The 504-nt window shown below is 62.1% G+C and carries 1 protein-coding gene; it reads right to left on the bottom strand.

The genetic code is table 11. The features are described from left to right. On the bottom strand, positions 1-504 hold a 504-nt coding region (locus AC1D0P_RS28415), incomplete at both ends, for a hydantoinase B/oxoprolinase family protein (RefSeq protein WP_477679791.1).

The raw sequence follows: 504 nt of genomic DNA, 5'->3' as shown, positions 1-504 counted from the left end.
GGCATATGCGGCGCATTCGCCACCAGGGCCCCGGTCCGATCGAAGACGGCGCAGGAAAAATCCAGCCTTTCCTTGATATTGACCGAATAGGCGGTGTTCTGCAGCGTCACCCCCATCTGCTCGGCGATCGACATGAAGAGATTGTTGAAAATCTCCAGCATCACAGGATCGGCCTCGGTGCCGAGGGCGGCCCGCCGGCGCTTCGCCTCGATCCGCCGCAGCAGGATATGGTTCTTCGCCGTGATCTCCGCCTGCCAGCCGGGTTCGACGACGATCGTCTGGTTCGGTTCGATGATCAGCGCCGGGCCAGAGGCCTTGTGACCGGGTCCGAGCGCTTCGCGCCTGAAAACGCCCGCGTCTCGCCATTCGCCTTCTGAGAACAGCCTGCGATGCTCGACAGGCACGGCATCCTTGTCATCCACCGTCAGTTCGACTTCGTCGCGCCGTTGCGCGCTGGTGTCGGTACCTTCGATGGCAACCGCTTCGATCACCATCGCCTTGTTT

The sequence above is a fragment of the Polaromonas sp. P1_G2 genome, from assembly GCF_056405515.1.
This window is presented reverse-complemented; position numbering and strand designations above follow the sequence as displayed.